Consider the following 17,333-nt stretch of genomic DNA (forward strand, 5'->3'; position numbering starts at 1 on the left):
GCCGCTCTCCACGGCGGCCCGGACGGCGCAGCCGGGCTCGCGGACGTGGGTGCAATCGGCATAGCGGCAGTCCTGGGCCAGCACGAGAATGTCCTCGAAGCCTTGGGCCACCCCTTCGTCGGCGCCCAGCAGGCCGAGTTCGCGCATGCCGGGGGTGTCGATCATCAGCGCGCCCTGATCGAGGGCGATGAGCTGCCGCCGGGAGGTTGTGTGGGTGCCTTCGCAGGTGGCGCTGACACCCTTTGTCTTGAACGTGTCGCGCCCGATCAGGCGGTTGATGAGGGTGGTCTTGCCGACGCCCGATGACCCCAGCAGGCCATAGGTCCGCCCGGGCCTCAGCACTTGTTGGAATTGATCGAACCCGGTGCCGGTGACGTTGCTCAGGGCGATCACGGGAACGGCGGGGGCGGTCTGTTGCACCACCGCGAGCTGTTGCGCCAGTTCTTCTTCGGCGATCAGGTCGGTCTTGGTGAGCACGATGATCGGCGCGACCCCGCCGTCGGCGGCCATCACCAGGTAGCGTTCCATTCTGCGCGGGTTGAAGTCGAAGCGGCAGGATTGAACGATGAAGGCGGTGTCGATGTTGGCGGCGATCATCTGGTAGTCCACGTTGGCGCCGGCGCACTTGCGGCGCAGGAAGGTTCTTCGGGGAAAAAGGTCGTGGATGACGGCGGCGGTGTTATCGGAGTGATATTGCACGCTCACCCAGTCGCCGACGCAGGGCAGGTCGACGGGGGAATCGGCGCGGAAATAGAGTTTGCCGGCTGGTTCCGCGGGCACCTCCTTGTGTTCATCCCGAACCATATAGGCGCCGCGGTCGACGGCCGAAACGCGCGCGACGGCCCGATCCGCCTGCTCCAAGGCCCCGGCGTGTGCTTCGAACCAGGGGTCGAAGCCGAGGTCGTTCAATGTCATGGATTCCGCCATTGTTTCGTCCTGGGCGCGGGCGCCGGGTGGGAGGGAATTTCCGTGCACCCGCCGGGCCGGGTTGGTATTCACGTGCTTCCCGTGGCCTTGAAGAAGGTGTAGCAAAAGGTGCCGTCCGCTTCGGTGGTGCGATAGAGGTCCGCGACGCCCTGGTCGAATGCGGCCGGGGCGATGATGTGCGCATCGACCGCGGCTTGCCGCACACCTGCGATCATGGCCGTGAAGGTCTTGCGGGTGAACCCATCGACCAGTTCGGGCTTGCTTGAATCGACGTAGACCATGCGCGGCGATACCCGGACGTCGCGATAGCCGGCTTCCGTGAGCAGCGGGTAGAGCGATCGGCCGATCAGCGCGTTGCCGCCCGCGCGGGCCTGCAGTTCCACCTGGCACTGAATGGCGGCGCAGGCGGCGTCGCTGCGCGGATGGAAATAGGCGGATCCGTGGTCCCCTTCGATGACCGTGATCGTTCCGCCCGCCCGCAGGAAGCCTTTCAGGTGCGTCAGGGCCGCACCCGGCGCTTTCAGGTGCTCCAGGACGAAGCAGACGAAGATATGGTCGAAGGATTGCGGGTCGAAGGGCAACTGGAAGATGTCGCCCTGCCGGAACCGCACATTGGTCAGCCCTGCCGCGGCGACCTTGCGCCGGGCTTCGGCGACCGATTGCGCGGAGATATCGACGGCGGTGATTTCGGCGCCGGGGCTGTTCCCGGCCAGGGTCAGGGTTTGCGCGCCGACGCCGCAGCCGGCTTCCAGAACCCGGCTGCCGGCCGGGAACGCCGTATCGGCGTGCAGCAGATCGACCAACGTGGTGGCCTGGTCTTGCAGGCGTATGTTCTCTTGCGGGTCATACCCGTGAACGTATGCCGTCGTCATGTCTCCCCTCTTCCCGGCGAACCTTTGAGCGGCGCACACGGGCGCCATGTGTGGCGGATCCGCCGGAACCGTTGCGGCCTGCCGCTGCCGCCCAATGGTTCCGAAAATCGACCTTTTGCGAATCCATCGGGCCTTCGCTATGCCGAATCGGGATAATTGTCAATGCTCTCCCGGTCTTCGAGCAGGGCAATCGCATATGGTGGATACCGCGTCGCGCCGGGCAGGTGGCCCCGTCACGGTGCACATCGTAATCGCTTTGCGGCCCGGATAGCAAGAGCCGTTGAATGGTACATATATGGCCCACAAAAGATCCCCACGGTCTATAAGAATACCAAACATGTCTTGACTTTTTTCTCAACGGTCATTATGCATAAGCCTTGTTGGGATCACCGGGCGGTTGTGCGCTCTTTTTGCGAACCAAAGGACAGCTTATGCCGAAGTCCATCACACGTGCTTACTCGCGCTACAGCCGGGATGCGGCGGCCTTGCTTGGCGCGTTGATCCGCGAAGCGCGCAAGGCGCGCAGGCTCACGGCCCGGGAATTGGCTGATCGCGCGGGTATTTCCAGAGGAATGCTGCAACGCATCGAAAAGGGCAACCTCAAATGTGAAATCGGCGCCGTGTTCGAAGCGGCCGCCATTGTGGGCGTCAAACTGTTCGATGCGGATGAAGGCGCGCTGACGAAACACCTGCATCAAACCACGGAAAAGCTGTCCCTTCTGCCCAAATCCGTTCGCAAGAAATCCAAAGCGGTGCGCGATGACTTCTAGACATGAGAAGGAAGCGTTTGTCTGGATATGGCTGCCGGGCGAAACCGAGCCTGTGGTGGCCGGACGCCTTGAAGCGGATGACGGCAAGCTCTTTTTCAACTATGGCAAAAGCTATCTGGAGTGTCGGGGCGACGGCACGCCCGCGATCGCTATTTTCGATCCCGAATTGCCGTTGCAGGCCGGCGTGCTGCCGCTGCACGAGGGCTTGACCATGCCGGGCTGTATCCGGGATGCCGCCCCCGACGCCTGGGGCCGGCGCGTGATCCTCAACATGACATTGGGGCTTAAAGGCGCTGGCGACGATACGGCCGAACTGGATGAGTTGACTTACCTGCTGGCCTCCGGCTCCGACCGCATCGGCGCGCTCGATTTTCAACGCTCCCCCTCGGAATACGTGCCGCGTACCGCGAATAATGTCCTTTTGGAGGAGTTGATTACCTCCGCCGAACGGGTCGAGAATGGCGTGCCGCTTACGCCGGAGTTGGATCGGGCGTTGTTCCACGGCAGCTCCATTGGCGGCGCGCGTCCCAAGGCCTTGATTCAGGACAAAGGCAAGAAGTACGTGGCCAAGTTTTCTTCCGGCACCGATTTGTACAGCGTTGTCAAGGCCGAGTATGTCGCCATGCGGCTGGCCCGGTTGGCCGGGTTGCATGTCGCGCCGGTAAAGCTGGTCAAGGCCGCAAACAAGGACGTCCTGCTGATAGAACGGTTCGACCGCGTGCCGCAAGGCGGCAAGTGGGCCAGGAAGCTCATGGTATCGGCGCTGACGCTGTTTCGGCTGGATGAGATGATGGCGCGGTACGCCAGCTATGAAGTGTTCGCCGAAATCATCCGTCACCGCTTCACCGATCCGCGGCCGACGCTCAAAGAGCTGTTCTCGCGGCTCGTTTTCAATGTGCTGTGCGGCAATACCGACGATCATGCGCGGAACCACGCCGCATTTTGGGATGGCCATGCGCTGACCCTGACACCCGCTTACGACATCTGCCCGCAAGGGCGCGCGGGCAATGAGGCGTCACAAGCCATGCGCATATCCGGCGATCATCGTTCGAGCCAACTGAAAACGTGCCTGTTGACCGCAAGCAATTTTCTCCTCTCCAACAAAGAAGCCCGCGACATCTTCGGCCACCTGACCGCCGTGATCGAACGGCATTGGGACGCTGTCTGTGAAGAAGCCGAGCTCAACGAGGTGGATAAGCGACTGCTGTGGAAACGGCAGTTTCTGAATCCCTTTTCCATGGAGCAATAGACCTGGCACCTTCGGCGGTCGCCGAGACGCCCCGTGTTATCAACGGAGTTGAACAGTGCGGGCCCCTTTCCCGCGAACCCCACGCCGCACTAAAACGTATTGCGGACGGAACGCGAATCTGCTGCCCGGCACGGCGGCGCGGGCTCGCGCAGCAGTGTCTGCAAGGCGCTGAGCTGATCGACCGAGGCGGGGATGCCGGCCTGTTGGAGCAGGTGGCGCAGACCGGTGCGGCCGGAGTGGGGACCCGGCAGGAAACGTTGGCGGCGGCCGATGCGTTCCGGCGGGAAGGGTTGGTAGGTGTCCGGGTTGCGCAGCAGGGCGTGGCAGTGGATGCCCGAGGCGTGGGTGAAGGCCATCGCGCCGACGATGGGCTGGCCCGGCGGGATCGGCCGTTCGGCGGCCCGGGCGACGCGGCGGCAAAGGGCCGGCAGGCCGGCGGGGTCGAGCCGACTGGTGAGGTCAGGGTGGCTGTCGAGCAGCACGGCCACCTGTTCCAGGGCGGCGTTGCCGGCCCGTTCGCCGAGGCCGTTGACGGTGAGGCTGAGGGCCGCGGCGCCGGCTTCGGCGGCGGCCAGGGCGTTGGCCGTGGCCAGGCCGAGGTCGTTGTGGGCGTGAAACTCCAGGGGCAGGTCCGGGGCGGCGGTTATCAGTGCTTCGATCAGGGCGGTGACGGCGGCGGGGCGGGCGATGCCCACGGTGTCGGCGATGCGCAGGCGATGGACCCCGAGGGCGGCGGCGGCACGGGCGATGGCGATGAGGCGCTCGGCGGGGGCGCGGGTGGCGTCCTGGGCGCCGATGGTGACGCGCTTGAAGCGGGCGCGGGCCGGGGGGACGAGGGCGTGCAGGCGGTCCAGGGGCCAGGCGGGGTCCTTGCCCAGGGCGGCCAGGTGAATGTCGGAGAGGGGCAGGCTGATGTGGACGGTGTCGGCCCGGCCGGCGGCCGCCGCGTCGAGGTCTTCGGGACGGGCGCGGCACCAGGCGGAAAGGCGGCAGGGCAGGCCCAGGGCGGCGATGGCGCGCATTGTCCTGATTTCGGAGGGTCCCATGGCGGGGGTGCCGATCTCCAGTTCGTCGATGCCGATGGCGGCCAGGGCGCGTGCGATGGCGAGACGGTCTTCGCGGCCCATGGCGACGCCGGGGGCCTGCAGGCCGTCGCGCAGGGTGGTGTCGACGAGGGTTACGGGCCGTCTGTGGAGCGCGGGCGGGTGCATGGCGGTCTCTCCCGGTTTCAGGGGGTGGGGTGCCGGCGCAGGCAGATCATGCGGGTGGGGCGCCAGCCGATGCAGTGGTAGAAATCCAGGGCGTCGAAGTTGGTGCGGTCCGCCAGCAGTTGCAGGCGGGTGGCGCCCCGGTCCAGGGCCCACGCTTCCAGGGCGGTGGCGATGCGGCGGCCGATGCCCTGTTGGCGCCAGGCGTCGTCCACGACGATGTCCTCCACCAGGACGACAAGGCCGCCCTCGGCGGTGGAGATGAGGGTCTGGGCCGATCCCATGGCCACTACCTCCCCGGCCGCGGCGGCCACCTTGATGCAGCGGTGCTTGCCGCAGCCGTCGAGCAGCAGGGCCAGGCCGCGCCGGTGGCGGAGGGGATCGATGGCGAAGTCGGTTTCGATGGCGAAGAGTTGTTGCAGCAGGTGGACCATCGGTTCGATGTCGTCGGGCCGGGCGTCGCGGATGGTCATGGTCATGGAATTCTCGCGATTTTGCTGAGTTTATTGAGTTTTTTGGGTTTATTGGGTTCTTTGAGTTCTTTGGTTGATTCCGATGGTTGGGTTGGGGTCAGGTGATCAGGTGTGTTGTGGCCTGGGTGTTGTCTTCTACGGCATCGAGGATTTCGTCGACGATGGCTTCGCTTTCAACGCCGCCGTACCAAGTACCCTGGGGTTGGACGATGAGCACCGGGCCGTGGTCGCAGGCCTTGAGGCAGCCGGTGCTGGTCACCTGGGCGTCCATGCCGCGGTCCAGGATTTCGTTCTCGATGTAGGGCAGCAGGGCGGTGGAACCCTTTTTGTGGCAGGCCCCCTTGGGGTCGCCGTCGGCCCGGAAGCTGGCGCAGACGAAGATGTGGCAGGCGGGCTTTTCCATGGTTTTTCTCCTTTTGTGGAAGTGTTTTCTGATTATTATGCGAATCGGTGGATCCGCTACGCTTGATCCACCCTACGGCATCTACGATGGCAGGGAATGGGTGGATTTGCTGCCCTTATTTTTTCACCCACACCCCATCATATCTCCTCCGCAGGAGGTCCCGCAGGATCGCCGGGGCGCGATGGGCAGCGGCGGAATCGGTTGCCCGGCGAAGAGGCGCTCCAGGGTATCGTGGATGAGCCCCTCGCAGGTGATGATCTCGATGCCGGCGGCGGCGAGGGTTTTGCGGGGGGTTTCGCCGATGCCGGCCACCAGCAGGGTGTGGCAGTCGCGCAGGCGCATGGCCAGTTGGCGCCAGCGCAGAGGGCCGGTGCCGGGTTCGGGGGTGGCCCGGCGTTCGAGCAGGGCCGGTCCCTCCGGAGTTTGGGCGTAGATGTGCAGTTCGGCGGCTTCGCCCAGGTGCTGGTTGATCAGGGCGCCTTCCATGGTGGCCACGGCCACGTGGGGGCGGTCGGCGGCGCTGGTGGTCGGTTTGGCGGCCACCGGTTCCGCCGCGTGGCCGCAGCGTTGCAGCAGGTCCGTCAGCTCCGCCGAGGGGGCTTCGCCGAGCAGGCCCACGGCGTCGGCCCGGCAGCGGGTGCAGTGGGCCATCTGGGGCACGTGGCGGCCGGCGGCGGCGCGGATGGCGGCCACTTGCGCGGCGGCCGGGGGTTGCAGGTGGGCCAGGGCGCTGCCGGGGCTGGGATGGTAGGGCATGCTGTTGAACAGGTCCACGCCCAGTTGCCCCATGCGTTCGGCGATGGCGACGATGTGGTGGTCGTTGATGCCGGGCAAAATGATGGCGTTGATCTTGACGATCATGTCCCGCGCCTTGAGGGCCCGAATGGCGGCGATTTGGCGCTCCAGCAGCAGTGCGGCGGCCTTTTCGGCGCGCACCACGTGCTTGCCCACCCGCATCCAGCTGTAGACTTGGGCGCCGATGGCCGGGTCGATGGTATTGACGGTGAGGGTGACGTGGCTGACGGCCAGGCGGTGCAGGGCCTCGATGTGGGGCAGCAGTTCCAGGCCGTTGGTGGCCACACAGAGCATCACGTCGGGAAACCGGCGGCGCACCAAGTCAAAGGTCGCCAGGGTTGCGTCGGCGTTGGCAAAGGGATCGCCGGGGCCCGCGATGCCCACGACCCGGATTTCGGGGCGCCGGGCCATCACCTTTTCCAGGTAGTCCAAGGCCTGGGCTGGGCTGAGCAGGGCGCTGGTGACGCCCGGGCGGCTTTCGTTGACGCAGTCGAAGCGCCGGTTGCAGAACTTGCACTGTACGTTGCAGCGCGGGGCCACGGGCAGGTGGATGCGGCCGAAGCGCCGGTGGCTGCCGGGATTGAAACAGGGATGGTGGCTGAGATTCATGGCGATACGCTTTTCTTTTTCCGCTCACATGTAGGTGTATCCCACCGGCGATGCGGCCTGGCGGGTTTCGATGAGGGCGTTGGCCAAGCGGTCGAAGAGGCACGCGGCCCCTTCGTAGCCGACGTGCAGCAAGCGCGGGCCGCCCATGCGGTCGTGGATGGGAAAGCCCACCTGCACCAGGGGAATGCCCAGGCGCCGGGCCATGGCGTAGCCTTTGCTGTGGCCCACGATGAGGTCCGGCCGGGCGCCGGCCACGGCTTCTTCGATGGTGGCGAAGTCGGCGCCTTCCAGGATGGTCATGCCGGCGTGTTGCCGGGCGGGCACCAGTTGGTGCAGCACCGGGGCCAGGCGGCGGCCGGCGCCACCCGAGGCGCACACTACGGGGTGGATGCCGATCTCGGCCATGAAGGCGGCCAGGCCGGCCACCAGGTCCGCCTCGCCGTAGAGGGCGGCGCGCACGGTGTTAACGTGCTTGTGCCCATCCACCAGGGTGTCCAGCAGGCGACCGCGCTGGGCCTGGTAGATGTCGGGCACCGGGCGGCCGCTGATCTCGGCCAGGGCCTGGAGCAGGGCGTCGGTGTGCCGGATGCCCACGGGCAACCCTAGGCGCCGGGCGGGCACGCCGCAGCGGGTTTGCAGGTCGGTGGCAGCGGTGTCGCGCTCTGCGGCCAGGGTGTGGCCCAATTCGATGGTGGCGGCGGCGTTGCCGGCGGCGATGATGTCTTGCAACGGAGTGCCGCCGGGGGGGATGCGCTGGTAGCTTTCCCACTGGCCGCCGTCCAGGGTGTCGCTGTAGTCGGGCAGCACCATGGCCTGGAGACCGAAGGCGGCCGCCATCTCCTTGAGGTGGCGCAAGTCGGCGGGCGACAGCAGGCCGGGCAACAGGTTGACCTGGATCGTTGCCTCGCCGCCGCGGCCTTGGGCCAGGGCCCCCAGGACGGCCCGCACGGCGCGGTGAAACCCTTCCATGTGGCTGCCCTGGTAGCTGGGGGTGCTCACGTGGACGATGGGCGGCCGGGCGCTTTCGGGCACGGCGGCCAGGAAGGTTTTGATGAACATGGGCACGTCGTCGCCGATGGTCTCGGACAGGCAGGTGGTGGCCACGCCGATCAGGGCCGGGGCGTACTGCCGGCAGACGTTCTCCAGGGCCAGTTGCAAATTGGCTCCGCCGCCGAACACGGCCGTCTGCTCGCCGAAGTTGGAGCAGGCGATGTCCATGGGCTCCTTGAAATGGCTGATCAGATAGCGCCGGATGTAGGTGCTGCACCCCTGGGAGCCATGCAGCAAGGGCACCCCGCCGGCAATCCCCTTGAACACCAACGAAGCCCCCAACGGCGCACACAACTTGCAGGCATTCTGCACGGCGGAAGCGGCAACAACCGGCACAAGCGAAGCCAAAGTGTAACCATCATCGCAAGGCGTATCGGATTCCATAACACCTCCATAAGGAGTAGAGTTGGTAGAGTTGGTAGAGTTTGTTGGGTTTGTTGGGTTTGTTGGGTTTGGAAGCGATGGCCGCCTTTGTAAAACAGGTACTTCTCCCCTACAATCCACACCCGCACCCCCGACCATAAAACGACCCGATCCTTAACTTAAAACTTAACACTTAACACTTAAAACTACTTTGTTTCACTATCTCCCATACCGGACTTGTCACCGACAAATGCACTTCCCTCGCAAAATTTCGCATCCCCTCAAACCCCGCCAGGGGTGTTTTGCGTTCGTGGTTGTGGTCACAGAAGCCCAGGCCCAGCTTGTAGGCGATGGGACGCTCCTTGACGCCGCCGATGAACAGGTCGGCCCCCTTTTCCACGACGAAGCGGGAGAGCTCCAAGGGGTTGGCGTCGTCCAGGATCACGGTGTCCGGGTCGCACAGGGCACGCATGTGGGCGTAGTCGTCGGCATTGCCGGTCTGGGAGCCGGCCAGCACCACCCGCATGCCGATCAGGCGCAGGGCCTTGATCAGGGAGAACACCTTGAAGGCACCGCCCACGTAAACGGCGGCGCACTTGCCTTCCAGGACGGCGCGGATGCGGCGCAGTTCCGGCATCACGGCGGCGACCGCCTCGCGCACCAGGGTTTCGGTGCGCGCCCGGACGTCGGGATGGTCGGAGAAGTGCGCGGCCACGTCGTAGAGCGCCTTGGCGGTGTCTTCCAGGCCGAAGTAGGAGGCCCGGATGTAGGGGATGCCGAAGCGCGCCTGCATCTGCTCGGCCAGGAAGGTCATGGCGCCGGAGCACTGCACCACGTTGAGGGTGGCGCCGTGGGCCCGGCGCACATCGTCCACCCGGCCGTCGCCGGTGAGCACCGACACCACCTGCACGCCCATCTGTTCGTAGTAGCGCCGGATCAGCCACGCCTCGCCGCCGATGTTGAATTCGCCCAGGATGTTGATGCTCACCGGGGCGATATCCGTGGTGTCACCGGTGCCCACCAGGCCGAACAGGGCGTCGCAGGCCGCCTTGTAGCCGTCCTTCTTGGTGCCCTTGAACCCTTCGGAGTGCACCGGCAGCACCGGGATGGCCTGCTCCTTTTCGACCCGGCGGCAGACCGCCGCCACGTCGTCGCCGATGATGCCCACGATGCAGGTGCTGTAGACAAAGGCCGCCTTGGGCCGGTAGGCGGCGATCAGCTCGGTGAGGGCTTTGTAAAGCCGTTTTTCGCCGCCGAAGATCACCTCCCGCTCGCCCAGGTCGGTGGAAAAGCTCATGCGGTGCAACTGGGGGCCGGAGGAGAGCGCCCCGCGGATGTCCCAGGTGTAGGCGGCGCAGCCGATGGGGCCGTGCACCAGGTGCAGGGCGTCGGCGATGGGGTAGAGCACCACCCGCGACCCGCAGAACACGCAGGCCCGCTGGCTGACGCTGCCGGCCAGGCTGTGCCGGTCGCAGGCCATCTCGAAGGGCGCGCCGCCGGCCTTGTCATGAATTTGCTTCTCGCGTTCCCGCAACAACGGTATGGATGTCATCATTTGATCTCTTTCTTCGAGAATGCCTGCCACGACGGTGGATCCACTCCGCTTGATCCACCCTACTCGTCGTTTAATGCGGCAGGCCTTTCAGTGCCGGATCGGTGAACAGGCCAAACCCGTCGCCCCCAAGAATCGAACAGCCGCATCCCTTCACTTAAAATGATCTCTTCTTACAGCACCAACTCAAATTCGATGTCGCTGCTGTCCCGCTCCTTCCGATCCAACACCGCATCCAACATCTTCTCCAGCAGTCGCAGGGCGCCGCGGTAGCCCACGGTGGGGAAGTAGCTGTGGCCCATGCGGTCGAGGATGGGAAAGCCGCAGCGCACAAAGGGGATGTCTTCATCCCGGGCGATGTACTTCAGATAGGTGTTGCCCATCAGCAGGTCCACGGAGCGCTCCTTGATCCACTGGTGGAAGAGAAACATGTCGCCGGGCACGGCGATGCGCAGGTCGTCGCCGGCATCGGCGAGGGTTTCACGCAACTGCTCCTCGAACTTTTTGCCGGCCGGCGAGCCGGTCACCAGGTAGACCGGGCGCATGTCCAGGGCGGTCAGAAAGCGGGAGAGGGCCAGCAGCTGGTCCGGATCGCCCACCAGGCCCACCCGCTTGCCGTAAAGATAGGGGTGCCAATCGGAGATGGCGTCCACCAGCTGGCCGCGCTCCAGGTCGATGGTTTCAGGCACGTTGACTCCGGCCATGCGCCGCAGGGTGTCCACGAACAGGTCGGTGTCGTGCAGGCCGATGGGCAAGTTGAGCACGGCGCAGGGCACCTTGCACTTGGCGTCCATGGCCAGCCCCGCGGGGGCCGAGGCCAGGGCCCCCAGGGCGATGCTGCCGACGCTGGCGCCGCTTTGGCGCAACTGGTCGATGGTGACGCCGCCTTCGGGGAACATGCGGTACTTGCCGGTCAACGGGCCGTTGAGCACCCGGGCGGTGTCGGGAAACAGGATGGCGGAGATGCCCATTTCGGTGGCCAGGCGCCGGATCTCGGTCATGTCGGCCGGCTCCACGAAGCCGGGGATCAGATTGATGGTGCGGCTGCGCGGCCCGCTTTCGGCGAAGTAGTCCACCATGGCCTTGGTCATGCTGGCAAACCCGGTGACGTGGGAGCCGACATAGCTGGGGGTGTTGGCGTGAAACACGTATTTGCCCTCCGGTATGCGACCGTCGGCCTTGGCCTTGTTGACGATCTGGGGAATGTCATCGCCGATGGTCTCGGAGAGACAGGTGGTGTGCACCGCGATCACTTCCGGTTCATAGACCGTGAAGATGTTGTCGATGGCCTGCAGCAGGTTGGCCTGGCCGCCGAAAACCGAGGCCCCTTCGGTGAATGCGCTGGTGGCGGCCATCACCGGCTCCTTGTAGTGGCGCGTCAGGGTGCTGCGGTGGTAGGCGTAGCAACCTTGGGATCCGTGGCTGTGGGGCAGGCACCCGTGGATGCCAAGGGCGGCGTACATGGCCCCGATGGGTTGACAGGTTTTGGCCGGATTGACGGTCAACGCCTTGCGTTCCTTGATGTCGGCGGTGGTGTGTCTGAGTAGCATGGTGGTACACTCCTTACTTCGTGTCCATCCGGACACTCGCTTGCGTGGGTGTGATACGTGCGTGTGAGAAGATCGGTTGCGGCGATCATTCAAAGGCGTATTTGGCGGCCAGTTCCGGATTCTTCTGCCAGGGGGCTTTCAGGTAGCCCCACACCCGGCTGTTGACCATGCGGTCGATCTCCTGGTAAAAGTTGATCGCCCCTTTGAACCCGGCATAGGGCCCCCCGTAGTCATAGCTGTGCAACTGCTTGAGGGGGATGCCGTGCTTCTGGATTACATACTTCTCCTTGATGCCGGCACAGAAGATATCCGGCTTGAACAGCGCGATCATCTTCTCGGTTTCGTGGTGGCTGATGTCGTCGATCACCAGGGCGCCGGCAGGCATTTCCGGCATCATCCCCGCGTAGTCGGCAAAATCGACCCCTTTCGCAGCCAGGGTCTCGGCCCGCTGCGCATCCACCCGCGGCCGGTAGCGTTCTGGATCGGGATGCACCTCCAACTCCTGGATGTTGCGGCTGTCGGCGTCCACCTTGATGTCGGGCAGCACCCGGCGGCCTTCATAGTCGTCCCGGTGGGCAAATTCGTAGCCCGCCGACAAGGTCTTCATGCCCAGCTCCGCGAAAAGCTCCTGGTAATGGTGCGCCCGCGAGCCGCCCACGAACAGCATGGCCCGCTTGCCCTCGGTGCGCGGCCGCACCGCCGCCGCCTCGGCCTCCACCGCCGGCAGTTCGGCGGCGATCACCGCCTCCACCCGTTCGCTTAGGGCCGGATCGTCGAAATAGGCGGCGATTTTGCGCAGAGACTTGGCAGTGGCCGCAGCCCCGATGAAATTGACTTTGATCCAGGGCAGCCCGAACTTGGTCTCCATCATTTCGGCCACGTAGTTGATGGACCGATGGCACATGATCAGGTTCAGATCGGCGGTGTGGCTGCGGGCGAAGTGCTCGATACTGGAGTTGCCGCTGTAGGTGGCCACCAGGGTCAGGCCGCAAGCCTCGAAGATGCGCTCGATTTCAAAGGCGTCGCCGCCGATATTGTATTCGCCCAGCAGGTTGATCTTGAAATCCCCCTCGGGCACGGCATCGTCGGTGCCCACCACGTGGGTGAAGATGCCGTTGTTGGCGATGTGGTGGCCGGCCGACTGGCTGACCCCCTTGTACCCCTCGCAGGAGAAGCCGAAAACGTTGATGCCCAGCTTCTCTTTCATCTCCCGGCAGACGGCGTGCACGTCGTCGCCGATGAGCCCCACCGGGCAAGTGGAAAAGACAGCGATGGCCTTGGGTTTGAAGTTGTCGTAGGCCTCCTGGATGGCCAGGCGCAGCTTCTTTTCTCCGCCGAAGATGATCTCCTCGTCCTGCATGTCGGTGGTGAAGCAATAGGTCATGAAGTTGTGCCCGTCCGGCGAACTGTCGGGATCGGTCTGGTTGCGCCGCGTCAGCCAGCTGTAGAAGCCGCACCCCACCGGCCCGTGGGTGATGTTGACGATGTCCCGCGTAGGCCCCAGCACCACCCCCTTGCACCCGGCGTAGCAGCAGCCCCGCTGACTGATCAGCCCCGGCACGGTGCGCACATTGGACATCACCACCGGCACCGACCCGTCCTCCCCCACCCGGTTGACCACGATCTGCTTGTCCCGCTTACGGGCCACCTTGGGCGGATACTTCTCCAACAAGCGCCTCCGCACCCCCTCCAGATCCTTGCCCTCCAGCACCCCATCCGCATCCTTGTATTCGGCTGAAATCGCCATAACCCATTCTCCTTGTCACAAATCAAAATTCTCCAATTCCCAACCCATAATGGTGGATCCGCTCCGCTTGATCCACCCTACATCCTCAACACAAACGCGCTCCCCAAATCAAATGGCAGCATTCCACAACTTAAAACTTTAAACTTAAAACTTAAAACTTTCTTCACACCACATCATCCAACACCTCTTCCCCATCCTCCCCCGTCCGCACCCGCCAGGCATTCATGCACGGCAGCACGAAGATCATGCCGTCCCCCGGCTTGCCGGTGCGATTGACCCGGACAATGGTGTGGACCGTCTTCTCCACCAATGTGTCGGGCACCACGATGAGCAGGGCGCGCTTGGGAATCAGCCGCTGGCTCTGCCCCAACTGGGAGATGGCCTCCTCGTAGCCGCGCTCGGCGCCCTGGAGCAGGTGCAGGTCCACCAACCCCTTGCCGCGGCCCAGGGCATCCCGACCGGTGATCGACGGCAGCCCCACTTCGGCCAGGGCCCGCTTGGTCTGATTCATGCGGTTGAGCCGCACGATGGCCAGAATCTCTTTCATATCTTCACCTCTTCTGTGGTGCCGTCGGCGTTCTCCTTGACACCCGAGCTGATAGTGTAGGCTTCCAAGACCGGCGAAACGAATATCTTGCCGTCGCCGAAGGCCCCCTTTTCTCCCGTGCGGGCCGCTTTGATGATGGTGCGCACCACGAACTCCTTGTCGTTGTCCTTGACGACGGTGAGCAGCAGCTCCTTGGGGATCTCGTCGTAGGTGATTTCGCCGATCTTGATGCCGCGCTGCTTGCCGCGGCCGACCACCGACATCTTGGTGACGCCGGGAAAACCGGCCTCCATCAGGGCCGCCAGGACATCATCGACCTTCTCGGGTCGCACGATGGATCGAATCATAATCATCGCTATACTCCTCTCATGAAATTTTTGCGTTGAAGGTGCCCCGGAACGCCGCGGTCAGTTGGCGATGCCGTAATCGATCAGCAGTTTCTCCAGTTCGTCAATGTTCATCGGTTTGGGAATCACCTTCATTTCATTGCCGTCGATCTTTCTCGCCAGGGCGCGGTACTCGTCCGCCTGGTTGTGGGCCGGATCGAAATCGATGACCGTTTTGCGGTTGATTTCCGCCCGCTGTACCATGTTGTCGCGGGGCACGAAGTGAATCATCTGGGTGCCGAGCCGGTCCGCCAGGGCCTCGATCATCTGCACCTCGTTGTCCACATTGCGGCTGTTGCAGATCAGCCCGCCCAAGCGCACACCGCCGGCCTCGGCGAATTTGACGATACCCTTGCAGATGTTGTTGGCCGCATACATGGCCATCATCTCGCCCGAAACGACGATGTAGATCTCCTGGGCCTTGCCTTCACGGATGGGCATGGCGAACCCGCCGCAAACCACATCGCCGAGCACGTCGTAGAAGACATAGTCTAGCGCCTCGCTCTCGGCGTAAGCCCCCAACTGCTCGAGCAGGTTGATGGAAGTGATGATGCCGCGCCCGGCGCAGCCGACCCCCGGTTCCGGCCCGCCCGATTCGGTGCACAAGCAGCCGCCGAACCCCTCCTTGCGCACATCGGCCAAATCCACGTCCTCGCCCTCCTCGCGCAGGGTGTCCAGCACTGTACGCTGCGCCAGACCGCCCAGCAGCAGTCGCGTTGAATCGCCCTTGGGATCACATCCCACCACCATCACCTTCTTGCCCATCTCGGCCAGACCCGCCACCGTGTTCTGGGTGGTGGTGGATTTTCCGATGCCGCCCTTGCCGTAAATTGCTACTTTGCGCATGACCTCTTCTCCTGTAACCCGATCGTGTTGGGGATTGCATTGATCGAAAGAACACGGCGCAGGGATTTCCGGTGGCCGATCAATGCTTCCGATTGCCGTTTGGACAATGATAGATCAAGGAGTGTGCCAGCTTGCAAAGCATCGGCTTCCTTTTTTCCGGAATGCGCGCCAATGGCGGGGGAACAGACGCCCACAAGAAAGATGTCGAGCGATTGGACTGCAAATGAGCGGGACGTTTGTCGACATTATTGTCGCGCTCTACAAAAGTGTCGACAACCTTCTGTTTTTCTCCTGCGACATGCGTCAACCGCGCGCAACGATGCCGGCGCAACACCCGCTGCACCGTTCGCAAAGCACCGGCGCCGGCCGCGATTACAACTTCTTCAAATCGATGCCATACTTGCGGATGCGGTACCCCAGCTGTCTGGGGGTGATGCCCAGCATGCGGGAGGCCTGTTGCTGGTTGTTGCGGCTGTGTTGCAAGGCTTCGAGGATGCGCTGACGCTCCAGGCGCTGCACCTGGTTGCCGAGATCGGCGCTGTCGGCGACGGTATCTTCGTCGGTTGCCGGCGTTGCACCTTTGAAGCAGAGGATCGCGGGCGGCAGGTCCGCTTCGGTGATCACTTCCTTTTCGGTCATGATCACCATGCGCTCAACGGTGTTGGCCAACTCGCGCACATTTCCCGGCCAGCTGTATTGCTTGAGCCGCGCCACGGCGTTGGGGTGCAAACGCAGGCTGCGGTTGTGGAGGTTGTTGCGTTTCTGCAGGTAGAAGTCGAGCAGCAGCGGAATGTCGTCGGCGCGGCGGCGCAGGGGCGGCAGCACGATGGGCACCACGTTCAAGCGCCAGTACAGATCCTCCCGGAAGTTACCGCGGGCCACCTCGTCCATCAGGTTGCGGTTGGTGGCGGTGACCACGCGCACATCCACGGTGAGATGCTCGTTGCCGCCGATACGCTCAAAGGCCCGCTCCTGAAGCACCCGCAGCAGTTTGACTTGCAGATTCAAGGACAACTCGCCGATTTCATCCAGGAAGATGGTCCCTTGGTCGGCCAGCTCGAAACGGCCCGCCCGGCGCACGGCGGCGCCGGTAAAGGCCCCTTTTTCGACGCCGAACAGTTCGGCCTCGATGAGATTTTCCGGCAGGGCCGCCAAATTGACCGCCACAAACGGCTTGCGCGCGCGACCGCTCTGGTAATGCAGGGTCCGGGCGACCAGCTCTTTGCCCGTGCCGCTCTCCCCCAGCAGCAAAACGGTGGTGTCGGTGGCGGCCACCTTGCGCACCATCTTCAACACCTGCTGAAAGGGGGCGGACTCGCCCACGATGTTGGGCAGGCTGAACTTCTCCTCAAGCTGCGAACGCAGATTGCCGCACTCGTGCTCCGCTTTGCGCAGGTGCTCCCAAAGCACCACGAACTGGGCGATGAAGGAGGCCACGATGGAGAGCACCCGCAGATCGTCGTCCACGTTGCCCTCCGTGGCGCTGTAAATGCCGTCCACGCTGATCACCCCCAGGGAATTGCCGTCCAGGGCGATGGGCATGCACAGGAAAGAGATACCGCTCTTCTGGGGTCGCGATTCGGTCTTGTTGAGAAACTTGGGCTCGGCCCCGATATTGGGCACGAACATGGGGCGACCGGTCTCGATCACCTGCCCCACGATGCCTTCGCCGATGCGGTACTTGCCGCGGCGGACCGCGTCGTGGGTCAAGCCGTAGGCCGCCACGATCTTCAACTCCTTGGAAAAGGGGTCGAGCAGAAAGACGCAGCCCCGTTGCATGCCCAGGCGCCCGGCCAGGATCTGCATGGCGGCCTGCAGGTTCTGCTCCAGGTCGAACGATCGCGTCAGCACCTGGCTGACCTGCAAAATCGCGCTCAACTCCTCGTTTTTACGCAGCAGCCGGTCCATGGGGCACCTGATCCCGTCAAAGGTCCATCTCACCAACGCTTCCTTTGAGCAATGCCCATGCCAGGATCGTTGCCACCC

At 64.0% G+C, this 17,333-nt stretch carries 16 protein-coding genes; 2 read left to right on the forward strand and 14 right to left on the reverse strand.

The window, feature by feature from the left end:
• A partial coding sequence (gene rsgA / locus MRX98_RS00005; RefSeq protein ID WP_246901919.1) for a ribosome small subunit-dependent GTPase A occupies positions 1–915 on the reverse strand: 915 nt, incomplete at its 3' end.
• 80 nt (positions 916–995) lie between these two features.
• Positions 996–1,799 carry a methyltransferase domain-containing protein gene (locus MRX98_RS00010; RefSeq protein WP_246901921.1) on the reverse strand — a complete coding sequence of 268 codons (804 nt, stop codon included), beginning with the start codon at positions 1,797–1,799 and terminating at the stop codon, positions 996–998.
• A gap of 431 nt (positions 1,800–2,230) precedes the next feature.
• Here MRX98_RS00010 and MRX98_RS00015 point away from each other — a divergent pair, with 431 nt between their 5' ends.
• Together MRX98_RS00015 and MRX98_RS00020 are read left to right on the forward strand one after the other, a co-directional pair.
• Positions 2,231–2,569, forward strand: a complete 339-nt coding sequence (locus MRX98_RS00015) for a helix-turn-helix transcriptional regulator (RefSeq protein WP_246901922.1) — start codon at positions 2,231–2,233, stop codon at positions 2,567–2,569.
• Positions 2,570–2,621: 52 nt separating this feature from the next.
• Entirely contained in the window at positions 2,622–3,818 is a 1,197-nt protein-coding gene (locus MRX98_RS00020; RefSeq protein WP_246901923.1) for a type II toxin-antitoxin system HipA family toxin, read from the forward strand.
• Between the two features lie 89 nt (positions 3,819–3,907).
• Here the strand turns inward: MRX98_RS00020 and MRX98_RS00025 are convergent, their stop codons facing one another.
• From MRX98_RS00025 to MRX98_RS00080, 12 genes are all read right to left on the reverse strand, one after another.
• Positions 3,908–5,029, reverse strand: a complete 1,122-nt coding sequence (locus MRX98_RS00025; protein ID WP_246901924.1) for a homocitrate synthase/isopropylmalate synthase family protein — start codon at positions 5,027–5,029, stop codon at positions 3,908–3,910.
• Positions 5,030–5,046: 17 nt separating this feature from the next.
• The gene (locus MRX98_RS00030) at positions 5,047–5,505 is read right to left on the reverse strand and encodes a GNAT family N-acetyltransferase (protein ID WP_246901925.1); all 459 of its coding nucleotides are present in this window, start codon (positions 5,503–5,505) and stop codon (positions 5,047–5,049) included.
• Between the two features lie 91 nt (positions 5,506–5,596).
• Entirely contained in the window at positions 5,597–5,902 is a 306-nt protein-coding gene (locus tag MRX98_RS00035) for a (2Fe-2S) ferredoxin domain-containing protein (protein WP_246901926.1), read from the reverse strand.
• Between the two features lie 123 nt (positions 5,903–6,025).
• A complete protein-coding gene (locus tag MRX98_RS00040; RefSeq protein WP_246901927.1) occupies positions 6,026–7,306 on the reverse strand; it encodes a radical SAM protein in 1,281 nt (426 codons plus the stop codon).
• 24 nt (positions 7,307–7,330) lie between these two features.
• On the reverse strand, positions 7,331–8,740 hold the full coding sequence (locus MRX98_RS00045) for a nitrogenase component 1 (RefSeq protein ID WP_246901929.1): 1,410 nt from the start codon (positions 8,738–8,740) through the stop codon (positions 7,331–7,333).
• 172 nt (positions 8,741–8,912) lie between these two features.
• Positions 8,913–10,274: a nitrogenase iron-molybdenum cofactor biosynthesis protein NifE gene (nifE, locus tag MRX98_RS00050; protein WP_281432135.1), complete on the reverse strand. Its 1,362-nt coding sequence runs from the start codon at positions 10,272–10,274 to the stop codon at positions 8,913–8,915.
• A 170-nt stretch (positions 10,275–10,444) separates the two neighbouring features.
• On the reverse strand, positions 10,445–11,821 hold the full coding sequence (locus MRX98_RS00055) for a nitrogenase component 1 (protein ID WP_246901931.1): 1,377 nt from the start codon (positions 11,819–11,821) through the stop codon (positions 10,445–10,447).
• Between the two features lie 85 nt (positions 11,822–11,906).
• Positions 11,907–13,568: a nitrogenase molybdenum-iron protein alpha chain gene (gene nifD / locus MRX98_RS00060; RefSeq protein WP_246901933.1), complete on the reverse strand. Its 1,662-nt coding sequence runs from the start codon at positions 13,566–13,568 to the stop codon at positions 11,907–11,909.
• A 163-nt stretch (positions 13,569–13,731) separates the two neighbouring features.
• Positions 13,732–14,115 carry a P-II family nitrogen regulator gene (locus MRX98_RS00065; protein ID WP_246901935.1) on the reverse strand — a complete coding sequence of 128 codons (384 nt, stop codon included), beginning with the start codon at positions 14,113–14,115 and terminating at the stop codon, positions 13,732–13,734.
• Positions 14,112–14,468, reverse strand: coding sequence for a P-II family nitrogen regulator (locus tag MRX98_RS00070; protein ID WP_246901937.1), 357 nt, complete (start codon positions 14,466–14,468; stop codon positions 14,112–14,114). Before MRX98_RS00070 ends, MRX98_RS00065 begins: the two co-directional genes overlap by 4 nt.
• 54 nt (positions 14,469–14,522) lie before the next feature.
• Positions 14,523–15,347, reverse strand: a complete 825-nt coding sequence (gene nifH / locus MRX98_RS00075) for a nitrogenase iron protein (RefSeq protein ID WP_246901939.1) — start codon at positions 15,345–15,347, stop codon at positions 14,523–14,525.
• Positions 15,348–15,719: 372 nt separating this feature from the next.
• Positions 15,720–17,288, reverse strand: coding sequence for a sigma 54-interacting transcriptional regulator (locus tag MRX98_RS00080; protein ID WP_246901941.1), 1,569 nt, complete (start codon positions 17,286–17,288; stop codon positions 15,720–15,722).
• Positions 17,289–17,333: the final 45 nt, after the last annotated feature.

The sequence above is a fragment of the Desulfatitalea alkaliphila genome, from assembly GCF_022968795.1.
In the GTDB taxonomy this organism is placed as follows: Bacteria; Desulfobacterota; Desulfobacteria; order Desulfobacterales; family Desulfosarcinaceae; genus Desulfatitalea; species Desulfatitalea alkaliphila.